Origin of the sequence: Ralstonia insidiosa, from assembly GCF_008801405.1 — a bacterium.
Classification (GTDB): domain Bacteria; phylum Pseudomonadota; class Gammaproteobacteria; order Burkholderiales; family Burkholderiaceae; genus Ralstonia; species Ralstonia insidiosa.
The window spans coordinates 2945405-2961371 of the sequence record NZ_VZPV01000001.1 but is presented as its reverse complement, the minus strand read 5'-3'; the positions used below and the strand labels follow the sequence as shown (position 1 = coordinate 2961371).

At 60.5% G+C, this 15967-nt stretch carries 14 protein-coding genes, 1 tRNA gene and 2 pseudogenes; 11 read left to right on the top strand and 6 right to left on the bottom strand.

Annotated elements, in window-relative coordinates:
* Window positions 1–30: 30 nt before the first annotated feature.
* The 4 genes from speB to F7R11_RS14030 all read left to right on the top strand — a co-directional run bounded on the left by speB (window position 31) and on the right by F7R11_RS14030 (window position 4152).
* Window positions 31–990 carry an agmatinase gene (gene speB / locus F7R11_RS14045; RefSeq protein ID WP_064804503.1) on the top strand — a complete coding sequence of 320 codons (960 nt, stop codon included), beginning with the start codon at window positions 31–33 and terminating at the stop codon, window positions 988–990.
* Between the two features lie 54 nt (window positions 991–1044).
* Window positions 1045–2349, top strand: coding sequence for an MFS transporter (locus F7R11_RS14040; RefSeq protein WP_064804501.1), 1305 nt, complete (start codon window positions 1045–1047; stop codon window positions 2347–2349).
* Window positions 2350–2441: 92 nt separating this feature from the next.
* Complete coding sequence (locus F7R11_RS14035) at window positions 2442–2855, top strand: AAA family ATPase (RefSeq protein WP_064804499.1); 414 nt, start codon at window positions 2442–2444, stop codon at window positions 2853–2855.
* Entirely contained in the window at window positions 2848–4152 is a 1305-nt protein-coding gene (locus F7R11_RS14030) for a replication-associated recombination protein A (RefSeq protein ID WP_064804497.1), read from the top strand. The genes F7R11_RS14035 and F7R11_RS14030 overlap by 8 nt, the downstream gene beginning before the upstream one ends.
* On the opposite strand, the gene F7R11_RS14025 is transcribed toward F7R11_RS14030, so the two are convergent.
* Complete coding sequence (locus tag F7R11_RS14025) at window positions 4091–4954, bottom strand: relaxase family protein (RefSeq protein ID WP_390624422.1); 864 nt, start codon at window positions 4952–4954, stop codon at window positions 4091–4093. The two genes, F7R11_RS14030 and F7R11_RS14025, sit on opposite strands and share 62 nt — an antisense overlap.
* Before the next feature lie 241 nt (window positions 4955–5195).
* Here F7R11_RS14025 and F7R11_RS27525 point away from each other — a divergent pair, with 241 nt between their 5' ends.
* Entirely contained in the window at window positions 5196–5432 is a 237-nt protein-coding gene (locus F7R11_RS27525) for a type IIL restriction-modification enzyme MmeI (RefSeq protein ID WP_390624425.1), read from the top strand.
* Here the strand turns inward: F7R11_RS27525 and F7R11_RS14020 are convergent.
* On the bottom strand, window positions 5318–5641 hold the full coding sequence (locus F7R11_RS14020; protein WP_064804489.1) for a hypothetical protein: 324 nt from the start codon (window positions 5639–5641) through the stop codon (window positions 5318–5320). The genes F7R11_RS27525 and F7R11_RS14020 overlap by 115 nt on opposite strands.
* A 193-nt stretch (window positions 5642–5834) precedes the next feature.
* Between F7R11_RS14020 and F7R11_RS14015 the strand changes: the two are divergent.
* The 3 genes and pseudogenes from F7R11_RS14015 to F7R11_RS14005 form a co-directional block, all read left to right on the top strand.
* Window positions 5835–6833 (top strand): annotated as a pseudogene (locus F7R11_RS14015) (replication-associated recombination protein A); the annotation flags it as partial.
* 75 nt (window positions 6834–6908) lie between these two features.
* A complete protein-coding gene (serS, locus tag F7R11_RS14010) occupies window positions 6909–8225 on the top strand; it encodes a serine--tRNA ligase (protein ID WP_064804487.1) in 1317 nt (438 codons plus the stop codon).
* A gap of 80 nt (window positions 8226–8305) precedes the next feature.
* Window positions 8306–8395 (top strand) — tRNA-Ser (locus F7R11_RS14005).
* A 119-nt stretch (window positions 8396–8514) separates the two neighbouring features.
* Here the strand turns inward: F7R11_RS14005 and F7R11_RS14000 are convergent.
* A complete protein-coding gene (locus F7R11_RS14000; protein WP_064804485.1) occupies window positions 8515–9417 on the bottom strand; it encodes a LysR family transcriptional regulator in 903 nt (300 codons plus the stop codon).
* 171 nt (window positions 9418–9588) lie between these two features.
* Between F7R11_RS14000 and F7R11_RS13995 the strand changes: the two genes are divergently transcribed.
* The 3 genes from F7R11_RS13995 (at window position 9589) to F7R11_RS13985 (ending at window position 13460) form a co-directional block, all read left to right on the top strand.
* Entirely contained in the window at window positions 9589–11361 is a 1773-nt protein-coding gene (locus F7R11_RS13995; RefSeq protein ID WP_167317190.1) for an adenine deaminase C-terminal domain-containing protein, read from the top strand.
* 139 nt (window positions 11362–11500) lie between these two features.
* The gene (locus F7R11_RS13990; protein WP_064804483.1) at window positions 11501–12211 is read left to right on the top strand and encodes a YczE/YyaS/YitT family protein; all 711 of its coding nucleotides are present in this window, start codon (window positions 11501–11503) and stop codon (window positions 12209–12211) included.
* Window positions 12212–12380: 169 nt separating this feature from the next.
* A complete protein-coding gene (locus F7R11_RS13985) occupies window positions 12381–13460 on the top strand; it encodes a porin (RefSeq protein ID WP_064804481.1) in 1080 nt (359 codons plus the stop codon).
* 371 nt (window positions 13461–13831) lie between these two features.
* Here F7R11_RS13985 and F7R11_RS27305 read toward each other — a convergent pair.
* The 3 genes and pseudogenes from F7R11_RS27305 to F7R11_RS13970 form a co-directional block, all read right to left on the bottom strand.
* Window positions 13832–14023, bottom strand: a pseudogene (locus F7R11_RS27305) (hypothetical protein); the annotation flags it as partial.
* Between the two features lie 273 nt (window positions 14024–14296).
* A complete protein-coding gene (locus tag F7R11_RS13975; RefSeq protein WP_064804479.1) occupies window positions 14297–15019 on the bottom strand; it encodes a haloacid dehalogenase type II in 723 nt (240 codons plus the stop codon).
* Between the two features lie 31 nt (window positions 15020–15050).
* Entirely contained in the window at window positions 15051–15845 is a 795-nt protein-coding gene (locus F7R11_RS13970; protein WP_064806384.1) for a MipA/OmpV family protein, read from the bottom strand.
* Window positions 15846–15967 lie beyond the last annotated feature (122 nt).

Sequence of the window (15967 nt, the reverse complement as noted above, 5' to 3'; positions counted from 1 at the left end):
GCTGTAACGCGATGTGACGAATCGACTGCCATGAACGACCACGCCGAACCCCTCCAGCCAATGTCCGGCAATGCCATGCCGCGCTTTGGCGGTATCGCCACCATGATGCGGCTGCCCGCTGCTGAATCGACCACCGGATTGGACGCCTGCTTTGTGGGCGTGCCGTTCGATCTGGGCACGTCCAACCGTAACGGCGCGCGCCTCGGGCCGCGCCAGATCCGTGCAGAATCCGTGCTCCTGCGCCCGTACAACATGGCCACGCGCGCGGCGCCGTTCGATTCGCTGCGCGTGGCGGATATCGGCGATGTGGCGACCAATCCGTACAACCTGCACGACTCCATTGATCGCATCGAGGCCGCGTACCGCGACATCATTGCCGGTGGCTGCCGGCCCATCGGCCTGGGCGGCGATCACACCGTCACGCTGCCGATTCTGCGCGCCATGCACGCCAAGTACGGCCGCATCGGGCTCATCCACATCGATGCCCACGCCGATGTGAACGACACCATGTTCGGCGAGAAGATCGCGCACGGCACGCCGTTCCGCCGAGCGGTGGAAGAGGGGCTGCTCGATTGCAACCGCGTCGTGCAGATCGGTCTGCGCGGCACCGGCTACGAGGCAGAGGATTTTGACTGGTGCCGCCAGCAGGGCTTCCGCGTGGTGACCGCCGAGGAATGCTGGCACCGTTCGCTTGTGCCGCTCATGGAAGAGGTGCGCGAGCGCGTGCAGGGCGGCCCCGTCTACATCAGCTTCGACATCGACGGCATCGACCCCGCCTATGCGCCCGGCACCGGCACGCCCGAGATCGGTGGGCTGACCGTGCCGCAGGCGCTGGAGATCGTGCGCGGCGCGCGTGGGCTCGACATCGTGGGGGCGGATCTCGTTGAAGTGTCGCCGCCGTATGACCCGTTCGGCACGACTGCACTGCTGGGGGCCAACCTTGCGTTCGAGCTGCTGTGTGTGTTGCCGGGCGTCGAATATCGCGCCTGACGTATCGACCAGATAGCACCCAGACAGCACCCATAACAACAACGAGGAGACATGATGGCCACCCCTCAATCCGTTGCCCAGCCACGCCGCGCCGCGATGGCATCCTTCATCGGCACCACCATCGAGTGGTACGACTTCTACAGCTACGCTACCGCCGCGGCGCTCGTATTCGGGCCGCTGTTCTTTCCCGGTGAGAACCGTCTGCTGGGTTTGCTCGCGTCGTTCGGCTCATTTGCCATCGGCTTTCTTGCAAGGCCGATCGGCGGCATGCTGTTTGGCCGCATCGGGGACCGCCTTGGCCGCAAGCGCGCGCTCATGGGCACACTCACCTTGATGGCGATTGCGACCGTGCTGATCGGCTGCCTGCCCACGTACGCGCAGGCCGGCTGGATCGCGCCGGTGGCGTTGGTGGTGCTGCGCGTCCTGCAAGGCATTGCCGTCGGCGGTGAATGGGGCGGGGCGGTGTTGCTGGCAGGCGAGCACGCGCCCAAGGGGCGCCGCACGTTCTTCGCGTCGTTCGCGCAACTGGGTAGCGCGGGTGGGCTGATTCTGTCGATGCTGGCGTTCTCCGCCGTCAGCCGGCTGGAGCCCGATGCCTTCATGGCGTGGGGCTGGCGTTTGCCGTTCCTGGCCAGTGCGGTGCTGCTGGCGGTGGGTTTCGTAATCCGCATGTCGGTCAATGAATCGCCGGAGTTCGAGGCGATGCAGGCGACGGGTGATGTTGCCAAGCAGCCGTTGGCCGAAGCGCTCAAAGTATGGCCGCTGATCGTGCTGGCCATTGGCGCCAACGTGTATGGCATCGCAGGCGTGTACTTCAGCAACATCTTCATGATCTCGTACGCCACGCAATACCTGCAGCTGGATCGCGCGATGATTCTCGACTGCATGTTCTGGGTGGCGGTGCTGCAGTTCTTCGTGCAGCTGGGTGCGGCATACCTGGCTGACTGCTTCGGTACGCGCCGCATGCTGACGATTCTCGCGGCCTTTGCCATCGTTGTGCCGTTCATCATGCTGCCGCTGGTGCGTATGGGGCAGCCGGGTACCGTGTTTGCAGGTGTTGCAATCGCCACGCTGGCTGAATCGGGCTACTACGCGATCATCGCGGGCTTTGTGACCGGAATGTTTGCGGCGCGCATCCGCTACACAGCGATCTCGCTGTCGTATCAGGTGTGCGGCGCATTTGCTGGCGGCCTGACGCCGCTGCTGGCGACCGTGCTGGCGGACCAGTTCTTCCCGCAGTGGTGGCCGATGGCGGTGTTCTATGCAGGGTTCGCGGCACTGTCGTTGGTGTGCGTTGTTTGGATTGGGCGGCGTCAGCCGGCGGTCACTGAGCCGCCCCTTGGCGTCCGTGCTGCCTGATTCAACGGGGTGGGTCCGGCGCCAGAGCGGTTTCTGCGACAATCCCTCGCATGAACGCTTCTGCTTCTCTCTTCCCGGACGCGCCCGCTCACATGCCGCTGGCCGAGCGCCTGCGCCCGCATACCGCTGACGATGTGATCGGCCAGCAGCATTTGCTGGGGCCGGGCAAGCCGCTGCGCGTGGCCTTTGCTTCCGGCGAGCCGCATTCGATGATCCTCTGGGGCCCGCCCGGCGTGGGTAAGACCACGCTGGCGCGGCTGATGGCGCACGCCTTTGATGCCGAGTTCATCGCGCTGTCCGCCGTGCTGTCGGGCGTGAAGGACATCCGCGAGGCCGTCGAGCGCGCAGAGCAGTTCCGCGCCAACGGCCGCCGCACGCTGGTGTTCGTCGACGAGGTCCATCGATTCAACAAAGCTGTCAAGTCATTTATAAATCAACGGCTTACAAGGCTCGTTGTGCAAATTTTTGGGCTTCCCCATTGTTCTGAGGGGGCAAGCCATGCCTGATCTGTTCGCACAAGAGCCCTCTGCACCACTGGCTGAAGCCCTTCGTCCCAAGACCTTGGACGAGGTCATTGGGCAGTCGCATCTGCTGGGTGAAGGCAAGCCGCTGAGACTCGCTTTCCAGTCGGGCAAGCCGCACTCCATGATCTTCTGGGGGCCTCCCGGTGTGGGCAAGACCACATTGGCACGCCTCACTGCCAGTGCCTTCAAGTGTGAGTTCATCGCTCTGTCTGCTGTCTTGTCTGGTGTCAAAGACATCAGAGAGGCAATGGAACAAGCAAGGCAATATCTTGCACAGGGCAAGAACACGATCTTGTTCGTAGACGAAATTCACAGGTTCAATAAGTCTCAACAAGATGCTCTGTTGCCTCATGTTGAATCAGGCTTGTTCACCTTCATTGGTGCTACGACTGAGAACCCTTCTTTTGAAGTGAACTCGGCTTTGTTGTCGCGGGCTCAGGTCTATGTCTTGAAGTCGCTGACAGATGAAGAATTGAAGCTGCTGCTCAAGCGGGCACAAGAGAAAGCTCTTGGTGATTTGGAGTTTGAAGAGAAAGCTGTAGATACCATTGTTGGCTATGCAGACGGTGATGCAAGAAGGTTCTTGAACCTGCTTGAACAATGCAAGACGGCTGCTGGTGCCGCTGGTGTTCAGAAGATTGATGCTGACTTCATACAGAACGCCTTGTCACTCAATGCAAGGCGTTTTGATAAAGGTGGCGACAACTTCTATGACCAGATCTCCGCCCTTCACAAGTCTGTTCGTGGCTCCCATCCTGATGCTGCCCTCTACTGGTTGACTCGCATGTTGGACGGTGGTGCTGATCCTCGGTATCTGTCCCGCCGCATTGTGCGCATGGCGTGGGAAGATATTGGCTTGGCTGATCCAAGAGCCATGCAGATAGCAAACGATGCAGCCCTAACTTACGAACGGCTAGGTAGTCCTGAAGGTGAGTTGGCCCTTGGTCAAGCGGTCATCTATCTGGCTGTAGCTGCCAAGAGCAATGCTGGATACATGGCCTATAACCAGGCTCGTGCTTTTGTGAAGCAGGACAAGAGCCGAGAGGTGCCGGTACATCTTCGCAATGCTCCGACAAAACTGATGAAGGAACTAGGTTATGGGCATGAATACCGTTATGCTCATGATGAACCTAATGCCTATGCGGCTGGTGAGTCTTACCTACCCGAAGGCATGCAAGAGCCCGGTTGGTATCAGCCTGTTCCCAGAGGTCTTGAGATCAAGATTGGTGAGAAGCTGGCTCTTCTGCGGAAGTGGGATGATGAAGCGGAGACAGAATGAGCAGCATAACGGATAAAACGATTTCTAGGCTGTTTGGTTTGGCTGCCGGGCGATGCAGTATGTGCAAGGAGCCAGTGGTAGAAAGAGACGTCACCGGCTTGACCTTCTGATCCTGTTCATCCTGGCGGCGTGCCACTCGGTGTGGGAGATTCGCAGTCGGTAGCTTGCTGGCACTATGAGTGCGTTTCGCGCCAGGCTTAGGGGTCAGGTAGCGGCGTTGATTGAAAACTGTTCTGGCGCGGATACCGACGATCAGCTTCTCCTGCTGATCCTTGGCTTCTGCCGGGGTTAGGAACTTCGAAATCTTGGACTGGTGGTGCTCTGCCACGAGTGCGGCGTAATCGCTGTCCTTGGAAAACAGAGGTCCCTTCAGACGGGTGTTCCTGCCAGCACCAGGTAGGCGAACGGTGACGAACTCGCTACCAACAGCCTGCACATCAAGCCCGTGGCGTTTCATGTAGCCGATCAACTGATTGCGGTTGCTGATGGCGCCATTGACGATCTCGCTATGAAGCACTTGGGCAAAGTCATTCTTTGCTTTCTTATCCTTCTTCCCATTGGGTGACTTGGCCTCAAACGGTTTCAAGGCGATCTTAAGTGGATCGGGGACCACCTGAGCAAAACCGAAGTTGTCATTCATGACCGCACTGAAAGCATTGAAAAAATCGATGTTCTTCTGGCCGGGGGGATGGATGTTCAGTTGCTGGCCGGTTTTCAACTCGGTATTTGCAACAAGGAAATGCAACTCAACGTTGGATTTGTCGCGGTGCAGAACCCAGAAGTCAGCGAAATTCTTGTCCACCTCAAGGCCTGGCATGAAGGTAGAGCGGAAGGTTTCGATCAGTGTGGTGATCTGTTCTGGTGTGACAGATTTGGATTCAACACCATCACGAAAGGCGATAACACCAGAGGTGTACTTGTGCTGCCTTTTCGTGGCATTGGCAATCTCTGTGAAGGTGGTTGGATCGCGGCCTGAAGGAGCCTTCTTCCAAACGAGTCAAGGACATCATTGAGTCCGACCTAATCCACGCCAGTGCCTATGGATTGAGGACGAGCAGCTTGAGCTTGCCAGGTCGATCCCTCCCATCAAAGCACGCATCGATGCGTGCTATGACTTCCGTGTGAAGTCCAAGGCAAAGACTACCAATGGCTATGCCAAGATCGCTCATAAGTTCGCCCAGCGTGTCCAGATTAAGGGCGGCTCCATCATCGTTCCTGCAACCTCTTCTGAGAGACGGGAATCCTTGAGAAGCTGCCGCATGTTCGGCATCTCAAGTTGATACTTCATGTCAAAAATGAGATTCTGAGGAACACCAGTGTTGATGCGGTGAAGTTCCTGCTCTTCCCATGACCTAGCGGTAGACTCTTCATCAAAGAGCTTGGAGATGTTCTCACCTCCCTTGCGAATCTGGACACGCCACTTGGTGACGCTGACCTTGCGGCCAGTCTCCTTGTTCAAAACTTTGTACTTGATTGGGTAGACCGACACAGTGACTCCTTTCTATTTTTGTGAGTCCCAAGCACCTAACTTTGGGCGAGTGTGCAGGCCCCGGCGGCCCCGTTCTGCACAATCAAAATCCGTGGTGCAAAAAATTGTGCATGAAAACGGGTTATTTGTGCGAAAAATCCGCAGGCATGCACGCCAAGCCATTGATTTAAAACGGCTGCAAAGGATCGTACTTGTCTTCAACAAGAGCCAGCAGGACGCCTTTCTGCCGCACGTGGAAAGCGGGCTGTTTACCTTCATTGGTGCGACCACCGAGAACCCGTCGTTCGAGGTGAACGGCGCGTTGTTGTCACGTGCCGCGGTGTACGTGCTCAAGAGCCTGTCGGACGACGAGCTCAAGCAGTTGGCCGAACGCGCACGCCAGGAGCTGGGCGGCCTGGAATGGACGCCCGCCGCACTCGACGCCATCGTCGCTTCTGCCGATGGCGATGGCCGCAAGCTACTCAACAACGTCGAGATCGTGACGCGCGCGGCGCGCGCGCAGGCCGACGGCGATACCGCCCCGGTGATCGACGAGGCGCTGCTGGCGTCTGCGCTGTCGGAAAACCTGCGCCGCTTCGATAAGGGTGGCGATGCCTTCTACGATCAGATCAGCGCGCTGCACAAGTCTGTGCGCGGCTCCGATCCGGACGGGGCGCTGTACTGGTTCTGCCGCATGCTCGACGGTGGTGCCGACCCGCGCTACCTTGCTCGCCGCATCGTGCGCATGGCGTGGGAAGACATCGGCCTGGCCGACCCGCGCGCGGGGCGCATCACGCTGGATGCCGCCGAGACGTATGAGCGCCTCGGCTCACCGGAAGGGGAGTTGGCGCTGGCCCAGGCGGTGATCTACCTGGCCATCGCGCCCAAGTCCAACGCCGGCTACAACGCCTACAACGCGGCGCGCGCGTTCGTGAGTCAGGACAAGTCGCGCACCGTGCCCGTGCACCTGCGCAACGCCCCAACCAAGCTCATGAAAGAGCTCGGTTACGGCCATGCCTACCGCTACGCCCACGACGAGCCCGAAGCCTACGCGGCCGGCGAAACCTACTTCCCCGACGATCTGCCCGCGCAGAACTGGTACGTGCCGACGCCGCGCGGCCTGGAGGGCAAGATCGGCGACAAGCTGCGGCACCTGCGTGAGCTGGATGCGCAGTGGCACGCCGAGCAGGACAAATCCTCCCGCAACAAATAAGACCCACGGGCCGGTGCGATAAAATCGGTCTTTTCGATCCTCCGGATCGTTCGTTCCCACAGTTTTCTCCCCACCATGCTTGATATCCAACTGCTGCGCAAAGACATCGACGCCGTCGCCGCGCGCCTCAAAGACCGCGGCTACGTCCTCGACGTGGCAGGCTTTGCCGCGCTCGAGGCCGAACGCAAGGCCATCCAGACCCGCACCGAAGAGCTGCAGGCGCGCCGCAACAGCCTGTCCAAGCAGATCGGCATGCTCAAGGGCAAGGGCGAGGACGCATCGGCGGTGATGGCCGAGGTGTCCGGCATTGGCGATGAGTTGAAGGCATCTGCCGCGCAGCTCGACGTGGTGCAGACCAAGCTGCAGGACCTGATGCTGTCGATCCCGAACGTGCCGCACGAAAGCGTGCCGACCGGCCGCGACGAAACGCAGAACGTGGAAGTGCGCCGTGAAGGCACGCCGCGCGCGTTTGACTTCCCGGTCAAGGATCACGTGGATCTGGGCAGCGCGCTGGGGCTGGATTTCGACGCCGGTGCCAAGCTGTCGGGCGCGCGCTTCACCGTGCTCAAGGGCCAAGTGGCGCGTCTGCATCGTGCGCTCGCGCAGTTCATGCTCGACACGCACACGCTGGAGCATGGCTACACCGAGGCGTACGTGCCGTACATCGTCAATGCTGCGTCGATGCGTGGTACCGGCCAGTTGCCGAAGTTCGAGGAAGACCTGTTCCGCGTGCCGCGCAAGATGGGGCACGGCGCGGAAGGAGAGACCGGCGAGCACGTCGAGAACTTCTACCTGATCCCGACGGCCGAGGTGCCGCTCACGAACCTCGTACGCGACGAGATCGTTGCCGGTGATGCGCTGCCGATGATGTTTGCCGCGCATTCGCCGTGCTTCCGTTCCGAAGCCGGCTCGTATGGCAAGGACACACGCGGCATGATCCGCCAGCACCAGTTCGACAAGGTCGAGATGGTGCAGATCGTGCAGCCCGAAACCTCGTTCGCCGCGCTGGACGCCATGACCAACTGCGCCGAGAACATCCTGCGCAAGCTGGAGCTGCCGTTCCGCACCGTCGTGCTGTGTACGGGCGACATGGGCTTCGGCAGCACCAAGACCTACGACATCGAGGTGTGGATTCCGGCGCAGAGCACGTACCGCGAAATTAGCTCGTGCTCGAACATGGGCGACTTCCAGGCACGCCGCATGCAGGCCCGCTTCCGCAACGCGCAGGGCAAGCCGGAGCTGGTGCACACGCTCAACGGCTCGGGTCTCGCTGTGGGCCGCACGCTGGTGGCCGTGCTGGAGAACTACCAGAACGCAGATGGTTCGGTTACGGTGCCGACGGCGCTGCGCCCGTACCTGGGCGGCCAGGAAGTGCTGAAACCGGCAGTTTGATGGAGTTGAGCCGACCCTCTTGATCCGGCCGGCAAAATTCTGTTATAGTCGCGGTTTCGCGATTCAGCGACCCAGTTACCGGAGAGGTGGCAGAGTGGTCGAATGTACCTGACTCGAAATCAGGCGTACCGGCGACGGTACCGTGGGTTCGAATCCCACCCTCTCCGCCAGCAAGTCCAGCGCCCCGGTCAAACGGAGCCTGGTTCGAACAAAGCCCCGCCACTGGCGGGGCTTTGTCGTTTACGCGCCATGGCGGCGCCATCGGATGATGTGTTGGCAATCCACCAACTCACCCGCTCATCGCCCCCAACACGCTCATGATTTCCTCAGCGAGCAACAAGCTCGCAAGCCCATGCCCGTGCTTCTCGCGGCGGACCAGTGACAGGGCGTTCTTGCTGAAGGCCCGGTCGCGAATCTGCCGGTAGGTCAGCAGTTCCTGGCGGTGCTCCTCGGCAATGTCGAATCGGCTGAGAAACGCGATGCCCTCGCTCGCGGCAGCCAGGCGCTTCATCGTCTCGATCGAGTTGGTTCGGAAGGCCGGCTCGACATCCAGCCCCGCCTCCGCGAACGTATCCGCAACGATGCCGTGCATCAGCATGGAGCGGTCCGCGAAGATCAGCGGATACGAAGTGCAGAAGGCGAGCGGTATCGACTCCATACGCGCCAATGCGTGTTTAGTTGAGACCACGGCCCCGAGGCTCGTGTCCATTTCCCACAAGCTCTCGAGTTGCGGCGAAGGCGGCAGGTTAAAGCCGAGCCCCAGGTCAGCCTCGCCGCTGATGAGCGCATCAGCGATTTCGCGGGTGGACATCACCCGGATCGAAATCTGGATGTGCGGGTGGCTCGCACAGAAGTTCGTTGCGGAGGTGGAGGCAATACCGCTGGCCAGACCGGTCACCGTGGCAATGATGACTTCGCCTTTCTGCAGCGTTTTCAGGTCACGTATCTCGGCTTCGACCTGGCGATATTCGAGGATGGTCTTGCGCACATGGGCAAGGAGGATTTCTCCTGCCGGCGTGGGCCGCAGCCCGCGCGGCAAGCGCTCGAACAGCGGCTCGCCGATCTCCTCCTCAAGCAACAGCAGATGCTTGTTGATCGCCGATGGGGCGATGTGCAGTTTTTCGCCCGCGGCACGGATTGAGCCGGACCGTGCGATCTCGTCGATGTACCGCAGCAACCGTGAATGCAGCATATGAGCCCGCTCCTAGATTCGGATTGAGCGTACTCGAAAAGTGCACACTCTGTGCGAAAAACGCTTCTTTTTGGAAACGCTGACTTCGGTCTTAATGGCACCAGTCGCAGCCGCAAGAGTTCGTTGCAGTGCGGCACGGACAAGTCAAAACCAATTGAGGAAGCGTCAATCATGTACCAAGAAGTCAGCGGACGAGGCATCACGGCGGCGGACACAACGCAGAGCGAGGTCGATGCCCACTACGATCAGGTGAAAGCAATCTTTGATGTGCTCAACGGCAAGAAGGAGGCCGATCTTCTCCTGAAGAACCTGAACATCCTCGATGTGCATAGCGAGTCGGTGTATCAAGGGTCCATCCTTGTCTACAACAAGCGCATCGTTGCGTTGAACCCGGACGAGACGGCCATCAAGGTGCGCCAAGTGTTCGACGGCGAAGGCCTGTACGCCATTCCGGGCCTGATCGACGCGCACGTTCACTTCGAAGCCCAGTTGGCGCATCCGGCTGCGTTTGCTGAAGCGATCGTCCCCTGCGGCACGACCACCATCTTCTCCGAGTGCCTCGACTTTGTGAGCGCGGCAGGTGACGAAGCGGTGCAGGCCACCGAGCAACTGTTCAGGCACCACGAGCGCTTGCCGTACCGGGTGTTTGCGTTTGCGCCGGGCAAGAAGACGTCGGTGGAAGTCACCGATGCGTTGCTGAAGATGGATCCGGTGATCGGCCTGGGCGAACTGGCGCATTTGACCTACAGCGTGGGCAACGACGACGACTTCCGAAAATCGGCCCTGGGCCGCGCGAAGGGCGGATTCATGAACACGCACTGGGGCGTGACGACGCTGTCGGACATGATGCTGAACTACATGCCCGCCATCGGCGCCTTCGCCAACCACGATGTGTGGAAAGAGGACGACATCGAGAAAAGCGTGCGCTATGGCCTGCAGACGCAGATCAAGTTTGGCGTGGGCAGCCCGGAAGTGATCAAGATCATGCTGCGCTCCATCGTCAAGCGGAAATGGCCCGCCGAGAACTTCCAGCTCTGCGCCGACAACATCTCGGTCGACCGGTTGCTGACCAAGGGCCACATGGACTGGATCGTCTCGTTGTGTGCGGAGATGGGCATCGAGCCGATCAAGGCGATCAAGATGGCCACGCTCTACACGGCACGCGCATTCCGCATGGACAACAAGTTCGGCTCGCTCACGCCGGGCCGCTTCGCCGATATCGTGCTGACTGACAGTCTGTCGAAGATCAACCCGCGCTTCGTCTTCAAGGATGGCGAACTGGTGGCGAAGGATCGCAAGCTGCTCAAGCAGGCCGACATCGACTATTCCGGCATGGTGAAGAAGGCGGTGCCGGGTCTGGCTGACTTGACGCCGGAACAACTGGATCTGGTGCCGATGGAAATCTCGGCGGACGGCCAGCAGGCGAAGGTATACCTGTTCGACGTCTACGGCCGCGGCCACGAAAAGTTCTTCCAGGAAGTGTGGGTGCCGTACCGCGATGGCAAGGTCGTGCCGGAATTCGGTGGCGTCAATCTCAACCGCATTTCGGTTGTGCAGCGTTACGCCAACGGCAAGCGCCACGTCGTCAACGGCCTGTTCAAGGGCGTGCATATCGATCGCGGCGCGGTGGCGACCTTCTGGCCGGCACCTAAGGCGTACTTCGTTGCAGTGGGGCAGGACAGTGCGGAGATGTGCCACTGCCTGAAGGAGGTCGACGGTTATGCGGGCGGCTGTGCGGTCACCGAGAACAAACAGGTGAAGGCCTCGCTGCCGCTGGAGATCTACGGTGTCCAGGCCAACATGAACCTCGACGAACTGCTGAAGGCCACCCGCGACATTGACGCGGCGCTGGCGGCGATGGGCAACCACAACGAAGGCGAGCCCGTGGTGAACAAGTTGCTGACGCTGTTCATCTCGCTCGACCGCTTCGGTTTCATGGTTTGATGAGGCGCCGATAGAAGGCGCGTATCTGCCGGGGGCTCAGGCCCCCGGCGGCCTGGGGAGCTAAGAACAAGAAGCGGCGACCGTCGTCGACAGTCACGAACGGCACCGCACAAGGCAGGCAGACAACGGAGGGACAACCATGGCACACCACGCAAGGGAAGCGGAAGTCATTGATACCGGCAGCCTGACACGGCGCTGGATTACATACGTCGTTGGCATTTACATACTGACCCTGGGGATCAGCCTGGCCATCCGAGCCGGCATCGGCATCTCGCCGCAAAGCAGTCTGACCCGCACCATGACGCTGGTGTATCCGCCGCTCAGCCAGGGCACCTACAACTTCATGCTCGAATTGTTGATGTTGCTCCTCACGTACCTGGTCGCGCGCAAGGACTTCACAGTGAAGAACTTTGCGGCGTTGATTCCCGCCTTTGTGCTGGCGAGCTGCCTGGACCTGAACCTGCTGCTGACGAAGTCGATCGGGTTCCAGGACTACTACATGAAGTTCCTGCTGTTGGTGTTTGCCGATGCGTTGCTCGGGTTCGGCCTGTTCCTGATGATCCGCGCCAACCTGGTGCTCATGCCGATCGACATGTTCGTCAACACGCTGTTCAAGCGGACGGGCTTCAAGTGGGGCGATATCAAGACCAGTTTCGATTGCGCGCTTCTGGTAATCAGCGCGGCAATTGGCTTTGCGCTGCTAGGCGGTCCCAAGTTCATTCGTGAAGGCACCTTCATGAACGCGATCCTGGTGGGGCAGTACATCAAGCTCTATTTCTTCCTGTTCCAGAAGGCCAAAGTCGCGGTGTCTTCCTATCAGCAGCGATCGCTGGAACATCGAAGTTACTGACCTCATCCCACGGGCTACGTGATCAGCCGCGCATCGCTGTAGGCGTCTAGCGGTACCTGATCTGCGGCAGTACGACCGGCATTGCCGCCCCTTTCCATGATTCCGATTTCGAGGCGTCGACCCAGACGTCGGCGTTCACTCGTCCTTTGAAAAGAGAAGAGACCTCACCATGCTCAAGCAACGCGCATTGATCACGCTGAAAAACATCTGCCGAGTTGCCACACCCCTTGCGCTCATGACGATGGGAACCCAGGCAATCGCGCAATCCAGCGTGCAGTTGTATGGCATCGTCGACACCTGGGTCGGCGTTCAGCGGTACCCCGGAAAATCCGCCGTCTGGCAAGAGGGTAGCGGCGGCATGTCGACGTCGTTCTGGGGGTTTGGCGGTAAGGAGGATCTGGGCGGCGGCAACAAGGCCATCTTCGCGATCGAGGGATTTTTCCGCGCCGATACCGGTGCCTCCGGTTCCTTCAACGGCGATCCGATGTTCTCGCGCAATGCCTATGTCGGGCTCTCGACTCTGGCTGGCACGATCACGCTCGGGCGGCAAAGCAGCCTGCTGTATCTGCAGGCGTGTCAGTTCAACCCGTTCTACGCGTCGTTCACGTTCTCGCCGACCATCGTCCAGATGTACGCCGGGCTGGGGACGTATCCGGCGTACAAGACGGACCAGGGGATTGTTGGCGGAACCGCCTGGAGCAATGCAGTGCAGTACGCCACGCCCGACTTGCACGGTTTGACCGGTCGCGTCATGTACGCGTTCGGCGAGGGCAGCACGGGCAATGGAAGCAAGCAGTATTCGGCGCAGCTTTCTTACCAGAACGGTGGCTTCGCAGCCGGTGGCGTTTATCAATACGCGAACTTCAATTCGGCAGCGGGTGATCTGAATGGGTTGATCAATGGACTGCACAGCCAGTCAGTGGCCCAGTTGGCTGCGTCGTATGAATGGTCGGTCGCCAAGTTCTATGGCGAATACACGTACACGAACAACAACGTGATCAACAAGAACTTCCACGTGAACATGTTCGAGGGTGGGGTGACGATAGCGCTTGGCACCGGAAAGGTGCTTGCGGCCTACGCGTATTCACGCGATTCCGGTGGACTCAACCAGACGCGCCGGACCGCCTCGCTCGGATATGACTACCCGCTTTCCAAGCGCACCGATCTCTATGCGGTGTATATGGTCGATCGGTTTTCCGGGCTGTCGACGGGTGAGACCGCGGGCGTCGGGATTCGCGCCCGGTTTTGAGTGAGCGCTACCGTCGGCAGTAGAAAAAGCCCCTTGGCTTTGAGACCAAGGGGCTTGTGTTGATCCGGTGTTTCGACGGGGCAGGCGGGGCAGCGCTACAGCTTCTCAGAAGCGACGTGCTTGGCCTGCGGTAACGGGTTGCTGTCGAAATGCGAGCCCGCGGCAAGCTCCGAGAGGTGATGAATCTTCGGGTCTCGGTGCGTGTCGGGCCCGTCCTGCGGATCGAGGAACGACATTGCCGTGCGCCGCCGCAGCAGATGTGAATCGCGCGACTGCGCTTGCGACTCACGCCACAGTTCGGCCGTGAACTTGAGACCGGCGCGCAGCGCGTGCGCGCTTTCCTGCTTGCCCTTGCGTTGATCGGAGACGCGCTCAATGCCTTTCTTGACGACCTCTTCCAGGAAGGTGATGCGCGCGCGGTAGTAGTCCGCATGCATCTGCGCGTCCATCACGCGCTGTTCCGCGTGATACAGCTCCATGCGCAGCTCGTTCAGCGCACGTTCTGCCTGCTTCTCCGGAGACGGAGCATGGTTCATCGCCCAGTGTGCAATCCATCGCAACATGGTGAGGCCCTCCTGCCTTGCAAGTGTTCATCCACTTGTTTGAAGACATCGGTCGCTGTCCGCGCGCGTTGATCGGAAGCGATTGTCTGCCTGCAAAACAGACTACCAAAAAAATTGGCGACGGTTGAGGGTGATTGCAAACACGCCTGTTGCGAAAAGGAGGCATGGTCCTTTTGGGGGAGAGGCGCGTGGCTGGTGTTCTGGTCTGATAGGTGTTTGTCTCATGCCGAAGCCGCTGCCACGGCAGGTTCGGCGCTAATGCAACCGATTGCGCTAGGCGCCAAGCCGGGTTGCGAGTTCTTCCATGTCAGCCACGTTACAGTCGAACGTCGGATCTGGCGTGATATCGACGGCAACACCGGGCCCAAACTCCAGCGGCCGCGCGATGAATGCCGTCCGAAAACCCTGTGCACGGGCCGCCACCAGATCGTATTTGTGTGATGCGACCATCATGATTTCGTGGGGTGCCACACCGAGCGACCGGACGGCGAGGGCATAGACCTTCGGGTCGGGTTTGAACGACTGCACAAGTTCGCCCGTGAGGATGGCGTCGAAGGGCAGGGCGCCATGCCGCGCAATGCGGATCACCGAAGCCATGCTGCCGTTCGATAGCGCTGCCGTCAGATAACGCGAGCGCAACCGGCTGAGGCCGCGCTGGGTATCCGGCCAGGGGCGCAAGCGGCTCCAGGTTGTGTTGAGCGCATCGCGGTCTTCCGCGCTGACCTGCTGGGCCCACGGGTAGTTGGCCAGCAGCGTATCCAGCGCTTCGCGATAGATCGTGTCGGTGGAGATCCAGGCGCGCTGTCCGGCCAAGAACGCGTCCATGCCGGCGCGGTAGCCGGCGCGCCAGCGCGTGATGACTTCCGGCCAGTCGGCGACGAATCCACGCTGCGTCGCCAATGCTTCACCGGCTTCGATGAGCGGCGTGGTGAAGTCGACCAGCGTGCCTTGCACGTCAAAGCACAGCGCTTTCAACGAGGATGGGTCGAAGGTCATGCGTGGCTCCCTGGAAACACGCGCGGCAGGGTTAACGGAACCGGTACGTGAGTGATGCCATGGCGGTGGTCTGCTGGCGGCGCTGCGTGATCGGGCTGTCGGCGGCATCACCGCGCAGACGCGCCACGGTGACGGAGCCGTTGGCGGTCCAGCGGTCATCCAGCTTGCACGTGACGATGGCGTTGAAGTGGATGTCGCGCACACCGGCGTGCGTGGCGAACACCGGCAGACCCGACGCCGCGCTTTGGCCGCCGTCCACGCCAAAGAAGGTGCGCATGTACTGGCCGTTGGTCCACGACACGCCAGAGCCAAGGCTGAAGAGCCAGCGGCCGAGCGGGGCGCTGGCGTACACGTCGGCATTGGCGATCAGGCCCTGGCGGTTGCCCAGGATGTCCTGCTCGGCGTCGGTGGACAGCGTCAGGAACGACACCGTGTATTGCGCGAAGGCCTTGGCGCGCACCGTGGCGTTGACATTGCCGAGACCATTCAAGCGCGCGTCGTCATGTGCGTGGCGCCAGGTCGGATCGAATTGGAAGTTGCCGCCCACCTGCCATGTGTCGTCGTTGGCGAGGTAGGCGCCCAGGAAGTCCATGCCCTTCGAGAAATACCGGTGCTTGTACTCGATCTCCTGATCGATCCACGGGAACACAAAGCTCGACTTCGCGCCCGGATACTTCGGTGCCACATAGATGGACGGGCCGACGGCGACGCTCCAGTCGCCGGGTTCCGCGCTCGCGGCGGGCGTGGTCTGGGCCCTGGCAATGGAGCCGGTCAGGGCCAGCAGGCAGGCAAGCGCGAAGCAGGGCAGGGCACGCGAAGAGAGCATGGAATCGAGCAAGTGAGCATCAAGGAAAAAGCGATGGGCACGCCATTCTAGAGGAATCATCCGTACGGCCGATGACAGTGCAAACGTTGGCTCAACCGGGTGGTGGAGGCGACGTTACATTT